The 6,555-nt window shown below is 61.6% G+C and carries 5 protein-coding genes; 3 read left to right on the top strand and 2 right to left on the bottom strand.

The window, feature by feature from the left end; translation table 11 throughout:
- On the bottom strand, positions 1-587 hold a 587-nt coding region (locus Q0071_RS17680), incomplete at its 3' end, for an SDR family NAD(P)-dependent oxidoreductase (protein WP_298172625.1).
- Positions 588-1,206: 619 nt separating this feature from the next.
- On the opposite strand from Q0071_RS17680, the gene Q0071_RS17675 reads away from it, so the two are divergent.
- From Q0071_RS17675 to Q0071_RS17665, 3 genes are all read left to right on the top strand, one after another.
- A complete protein-coding gene (locus tag Q0071_RS17675) occupies positions 1,207-3,609 on the top strand; it encodes a TonB-dependent receptor plug domain-containing protein (protein ID WP_298172622.1) in 2,403 nt (800 codons plus the stop codon).
- Positions 3,610-3,702: 93 nt separating this feature from the next.
- The gene (locus Q0071_RS17670) at positions 3,703-4,896 is read left to right on the top strand and encodes an LLM class flavin-dependent oxidoreductase (protein ID WP_298172619.1); all 1,194 of its coding nucleotides are present in this window, start codon (positions 3,703-3,705) and stop codon (positions 4,894-4,896) included.
- A gap of 72 nt (positions 4,897-4,968) precedes the next feature.
- Entirely contained in the window at positions 4,969-5,271 is a 303-nt protein-coding gene (locus Q0071_RS17665) for an antibiotic biosynthesis monooxygenase (RefSeq protein WP_298172614.1), read from the top strand.
- A gap of 13 nt (positions 5,272-5,284) precedes the next feature.
- Here Q0071_RS17665 and Q0071_RS17660 read toward each other — a convergent pair whose 3' ends face one another.
- The gene (locus tag Q0071_RS17660) at positions 5,285-6,466 is read right to left on the bottom strand and encodes an enoyl-CoA hydratase-related protein (RefSeq protein WP_298172612.1); all 1,182 of its coding nucleotides are present in this window, start codon (positions 6,464-6,466) and stop codon (positions 5,285-5,287) included.
- Positions 6,467-6,555: the final 89 nt, after the last annotated feature.

Below are 6,555 nucleotides of genomic sequence, written 5' to 3'. Positions count from 1 at the left end.
GCGGCAACCATCATCGGGGTTTTGACGTAGCCCGGATGGACCGAATTGGCACGGATGTTCTGGTCGCCGTATTCGACGGCAACCTGCTTGGTCATGCCGCGCACCGCGAACTTGCTGCCCGCGTAGGCAAGATTGGGTGTGCCGACATTGGCGATCATGCCCGAGGTCGAGGAGATGTTGACTATCGAGCCGCCACCACTGGCGATCATCGAAGGTAGGACCGCGCGCATGCCCAGAAACACGCCGGTCTGGTTGACCGCGCAGACGTGCCCAAAATCGGCCGCTGATAGTTCGGCCGTCTTGGCGATCGTGCCGATGATCCCGGCATTGTTGACCAGCACGGTGATCGGACCAAAGCGCGCTTCTCCTGCTGCGACGACTTCTGCCCAGCCGGCTTCGCTGGCGACATCGTGCTTTTTAAACATGGCTTGGCTGCCCAGCGCCTCGGCCAGCGCTTCGCCAGCTACGGCGTTTAGGTCGGTGAGAATCACGTTGGCGCCTTCGGCGACAAAGGCCTTGGCGTGAGCTTCGCCCATGCCTTGGGACGCCCCCGTAATGATAGCGACCTTGCCGGACAATCTACCCATGTCATCTCTCCATTTTGCCGGGCGCTTGCTCGCCTGATGGGCCAACGGGTTGATCCCGCTTTGGTTTGATGGCGCGGTTTGGTCAGAAGCGTTGGTTCCTACGCGGCACTGATGCCTACTTTTCGGATGCCGACGCTGATGCCCAATCGATATGTGCGCTTACCATCTACTGCCTGATGAATATCGTTCACTGGTGTAATGTCAATGCCGTCGTCATTGGGCGAGGGCGCGTTGGTTCCGCTTCCGCAGGCGGAAGCGTGTCCGGCGCTAGGTCCATGGAGCGGTGGTCTTATCCTTGGGCAGGCCGACCTGACTTGCCAATAATTCCTCTTAAATATTGATTTTTAAGCCTAAAATTTCTGCGTTTCGCCGTCTGCGGGTAACCATCTCGTTGCGGACATCCATGCTGGAATGCTGGGCCAGAGCAACTGGAGCAAGCTGGGCCTTGCCGGTTTTCAACCATTGTGTTGACAGAATGGCGGGCCGATTCTATGTAATGAACTGGCTAACTAAATCCGTTCGGGCGGAAGCAACCCCCGACACCTGAGCAAAGCCGGACAAAGCTGGCGGTCAAGGTGGCAAGGACAAAATCCGAAGCATTCAAGGGAAGGGGATTTCCATGACCAAGCATAAGATTGGCATTGCATCCGCGTTGACAGCACTCGCTCTGGCAAATGCGACCGCTGCATACGCACAGGCTGCTCAGGCGGCGCAAGACGGGGCCGCTGCCAGCGATCCGTCGGGCGAGATCATCGTTACCGCCCAGCGCCGCGCTGAAGCGCTCGAGCGCACGCCTGTGGCCATTTCGGTCGTCAGTGGTGATGCCCTCGCCAAGCGGGCCATCGTGACCGAGTCCGATCTCCAGGCCGCCAGCCCGGGCCTGATCATCCGCGCGGGTTATAACTCCAACCAGCTCAACTACGCCTTGCGTGGCCAATCGCTCGATGCATTCAGCGATACACGCCCGGGTGTTCTGCCCTATTTCAACGAAATCCAGCTGGACGGCGTTGGTGGTGGTTCCTCAGCCTTCTATGACCTGCAATCGGTGCAGGTGCTGAAAGGGCCGCAGGGCACGCTGTTCGGCCGCAATTCTACCGGTGGCGCGGTGCTGTTCACCTCGGTCAAGCCGGACGAGAACTTCGGCGGGTACTTCAGCGGGCGCGTCGGCAACTACAAGTCCTACCAGCTGGAAGGCGCGCTCAACGTGCCGCTGGCGGGTGACAGGGTGCTCGCCCGCGTGGCCGGGTTCTACGAGAAGCGCGATGGCTACCAGCGTAACCTCTTTAACAACACGCGGGCTGGCAATGTCGATCGCTATGGCCTTCGTGGCAGCCTGACATTCAAGCTCTCGGATACGATCAAGAACGAGCTCGTGGTCGATTATCTGCATTCGGGCGGCAACAGCCTGAGCGGGTTGATCGACAGCCTCGAGCCGACCGGGCTCGTTCCGCTGCTCGCGCTGACCAACTTCGGCAATCAGGCGCAGTACAATTTCCTGATCAACGCATTCACTGGCGGCGCTGCCGGCTGCAACGACACGACCAACAATTGCGCTGCCGCCTACGCTGCCGCCAACCCCAAGCTCGATCCTGGTGGTCTGGTGTCGTATCTCAAGACGCAGAAGGCCCGCGGTCCCTATCAGATCGAGTCCGATGGTCCGGCAGAGTATCGCGGCCGCAATATCATCGTCTCGAACATCACCACCTTCGAGGTTGCGACCGACACGAAGATCCGCAACATTTTCGGCTATACCTATCTTCAGAACGGCATCCGGGGCGATATCGACGGCACGCCCTTCGGCATCGATGACAACGGCACCGGCGGCAAGAACGACAATACCCGCCAGTATTCGGAAGAATTGCAGCTGGTAGGGAAGGCGTTCGGCGGCAATCTCGATTATGTGGTCGGCGGCTTCCTCAGCCACGAGACCAACGAGAACGTGACGACCAGCCTGTTGCTCCAGTTCCCGCCGCTCACGTCGCAAACCAACTACAACAAGCTGACCACGCGCGACATGATCGCGGGCTATGCGCAGGGCACATATGATCTCAGCGAGGCGACCGGCCTCGAAGGCCTCGGTATCACGATCGGCGCGCGCTACACGCACGAGAAGATCAAGTTCGATACGCTGCCGGCTGATACGGCATTCAAGGAACCGCCCGCTGTCCAGGCGACGTTCGACTTCAACCAGCGAAAATCCTTCGGCAATCTCAGCTGGACCTTGGGTCTGCAGTATCAGGTCAATCCTGGCCTGCTGATCTACCTTGCCTCGCGCCGCAGCTACAAGAACGGCGGCTATAACGGCATCCAGAACCCCAAGCCGGGTCTTGGTTCCGCCGGCGGCAACGAGTATGGGCTCGAAACTCTGACCGATGCGGAAATCGGCATCAAGTATCGCGGTCGGATGGGCGGCGTACCGGTCCAGTTCAACCTCGCCGGGTTTCAGAACTGGATCAAGAACGGGCAGCGTGTGGCCTATACGCTGCTAGGCTCGACCCCGGCGGCTGTCACGGTCAACGTGCCCTTTTCAAAGGTCACCGGCTTTGAATTCGATGGTTCGATCCGTCCGGCCACATGGCTTAATGTTGGCGGGTCGTTGAATTATACGAATGCCCGTTTTACCGATAATCTCGTCTCGATCGGTGGTGCTCCTCCGGTCCCGTTCGGCACGTATCCCGATACGCCGGAATGGTCAGGTTCGGCGTTTGGCGAAATCACGGTCCCGGTCCGCGATTCAATCGACGTCAGCCTCCGGTCGGATGTCTACTCGCAGTCGCTGTTCTGGTTCGCCTCGACCGGCAACCGCAGCCCCGGTGCCAACGTGAAGGGTTACACGCTGGTGAACTTCCGCCTTGGCATCGCAGACACCAAGGCGGGTTGGTCGCTGTCGGCCAACCTCAAGAACGCCTTCAACCGGGTCTACTATGTCGGCGGGATCGCCACTGGCGAACTGTTCCAGTTCAACACTGTGGTTCCGGGCGCACCGCGCACGTTTATGGCCGAACTGCGCTACAAGTTCTAAAGTTAGCGCCGGGCGGGTTCCCTCACCCGCCCGGCTCGCAAAACCCCGAACATAACGGGGCCCAGTCGAACGATATCAAACTGGAGAACAAGGATGTCTGGCAAGCTTCGATTTGGTGCCTTCTGCGGTCCCCACCATCCGCTGAACGAGAACCCGACGCTCACCTTGCAGCGCGACCTCGAGCTGGCGGAGCACCTGGAATACCTCGGCTTTGACGAGCTGTGGTATGGGGAGCACCATTCGGCTGGGTGGGAACTGATCGCCAGCCCCGAAGTGATGATCGCAGCCGCTGCCGAGCGGACCAAGCGCATCAAGCTGGGCTCAGCAGTGACCTCGGTGCCCTATCACCATCCGCTCATGATCGCCGAGCGCTACAGCCAGCTCGACCACATGACCCGTGGCCGCGTCATGCTCGGCATGGGGCCAGGTTCGCTGGCCTCCGATGCCAAGATGATGGGCATTCCCGTCGCCAAGCAACGCGACATGATGGACGAAGGCATGGACGTGCTCGTCCGTCTGCTGCGCGGTGAGACCGTAACGGCCAAGACCGACTGGTTCACGCTCGACAACGCGCGGATCCACATGACGCCTTATTCGCGGCCCAGCATTGACATGATTGCGGCCAGCACAATTTCTCCGACCGGGTCGCGCGCAGCCGGGCGCAACGGCATCGGTATGCTCTCATTCGGCGCGACGTCCGGCGGCGCTTTCGATGCGCTTTCGGCCAATTGGAATATCGCCGAGGACACGGCCAGAGCGAGTGGCAAGACGATTGATCGCAAGAATTGGCGATTGGTTGCGCCGATGCATATTGCACCGACGCGTGAACAGGCCCGCAAAGAGGTCGAGTTCGGCGTCGAAGGCTGGGCCGACTACTTGCGCAACGTGGCTGCCTTGCCGATCGTTCCGGGTGGCGGCGATGTGATTGATGCGCTGATGAGCTCGCACATGGCCGTAATCGGCACGCCCGACGACGCCGTGGCGCAGATCAGGCGACTACAGGCGCAGTCGGGTGGTTTTGGCACGCTGGTGCTGTTCGCACACAACTGGGCTGATTGGGCCGAGACCAAGCGCTCCTACGAGATGTTTGCCCGTTTCGTCATGCCGCAGGTCGACGATATGGTCGACAACCGCGCCGTGTCGGAAGCCGAGTGCCGCGCCAACCGGCCCGAACTGGCCGGGCAGATCGGTGCCGCCATCCAGGATCGCATCCAGCGCCATATCGACGAGCATGGCCAGAAGGACATTGCGCCCGAACTCATCGCCGCGTTGCCTCCAAAAGCCTGACCGCGGGGGAAAGGTTGCGGGCAGAGCGGTTGGCTCTGCCCAGCGCCTTGGCCGCAAGAGCGAGACGTGCCCATGGATTTGTTCATCAAGCATTATGGGCTGCGGGCAATGGAAGGCGCCGTCTCGGCCTTGCGCGCGGAGCTTGGCCAACTCTCACAGCGAATTGCCGAGATTGATGGCGTTGTCGGGGTCGATCTCCTGCAAGACGAGGCGGATGCCAATCGCTTCATTTTCATCGAGCGCTGGCAATCGGCGGCGCACTACGCCGAGGGCAGCCAGTTGATCGACAAGGCGGCATTCAAGGCCGTGTTGGCCCATCTTGGCGCGCCGCCCGAAGTTGCAACGCTGAAAGCGCTTGGCGCGGGCGGGGTCTGATGCGGCTAAGCGCCTACGCCGCAGCCCGTTCAAGCACGCCGCTTGCACCGCCCGCATAGGCCGGGATTGCACCGCTCAGCGTTACCGCATGGTCAAGTTGAAGCATCTCGACCGGCGAGAGTTTCGCCGCGATCTGGCCGATTTCAGGCGCCAATGATCTAAGGGCCGTGGTCAGATCCGGATGCTCGGGCATGGCAGAGACGACAAGCCGCGTGATCGCTTCGCTGGCAAGGATCACCGCCGGCGAAAGCGTGCCTTCCCGGCTGGCCTTGTCATAGGCCTGCTTGCCCAGGAACATGGTTCGGATCATGTTTCGCGGCTCGGGACGCTGAATCAGGTGGGCAAACACCGACATTTCCGCGCGGATTGCGCCATCAATCGGCTGCATCAGTCCAAATTCGACGCAATCGAGGATCGCGAGCGGGGCTGGTTCATGGCCGAGCATTCGCGCCATTTCGCGCGTGCGATGCGCGGCGATGGCATCCGCGTAGGCGGCATGGGCGAGCGGCTGCGCGGCGTCGTCCCACGGCTGCACCGCATGCGCGCGGTCCGAGAGGAGCCACTCCTCCGCCGCAGCGATTTCCTCTCCCTGTTCGGCCACAGCGTGGACAAGGCCGGCCTCAAGCGCTTCCTCGCCTGCAAGCGTGCGGCCAAGCAGCAGCACCTCGAGGCCGAGCGCGACGCCGACGAGCCGCGGCATACGCTGGGTTCCGCCCGCGCCCGGCAGCAGGCCGACCCCGCACTCGGGCAGACCGAGCATGGCCCGGCGGTTGCTGGTGACGACGCGGTAATGTGTACCCAGCGCGAGCTCGCAGCCACCGCCGAGTGCCACTCCGGCGATGGCGGCAGCCACAGGCTTGCCCGCTGTCTCCAGCCTCCGGATGGCATGGCTGAGCGGAAAGAAGTGGTTGAACGCCATGTCGAACCGGTCAGCAGCGGGCGCAGCGACGATCATGTCGTAAGCCACGCCGAGTTCGGTAAGGTCAGCGCCCGCACAAAAGCCGGTGGCCTTGCCTGATCGCACGAGCACGCCCTTCACATCGGCACGGTGCAGCCATTCGGCAAATTCACCGAGCTCGTGGATAGCTTTGTTCGAAAAGACGTTCATCGATCTGCCGGGGCAATCGAACACGAGGTGCACGAGGCCATTGTCCTGCATCTCGGCACGGAACTGCGTGAGAGTGGGCGGGGTCATGGTGTGGGCTCCGGTATCGGCGTGCGCGGTTTGCGGAACTTGCCTGCATCGTCGCGGACACGCTGGGTGGTAACGTCTATAGAGCGGGG

Source organism: Novosphingobium sp. (genome assembly GCF_027486195.1).
Lineage (GTDB): Bacteria > Pseudomonadota > Alphaproteobacteria > Sphingomonadales > Sphingomonadaceae > Novosphingobium.
This window is presented reverse-complemented; position numbering and strand designations above follow the sequence as displayed.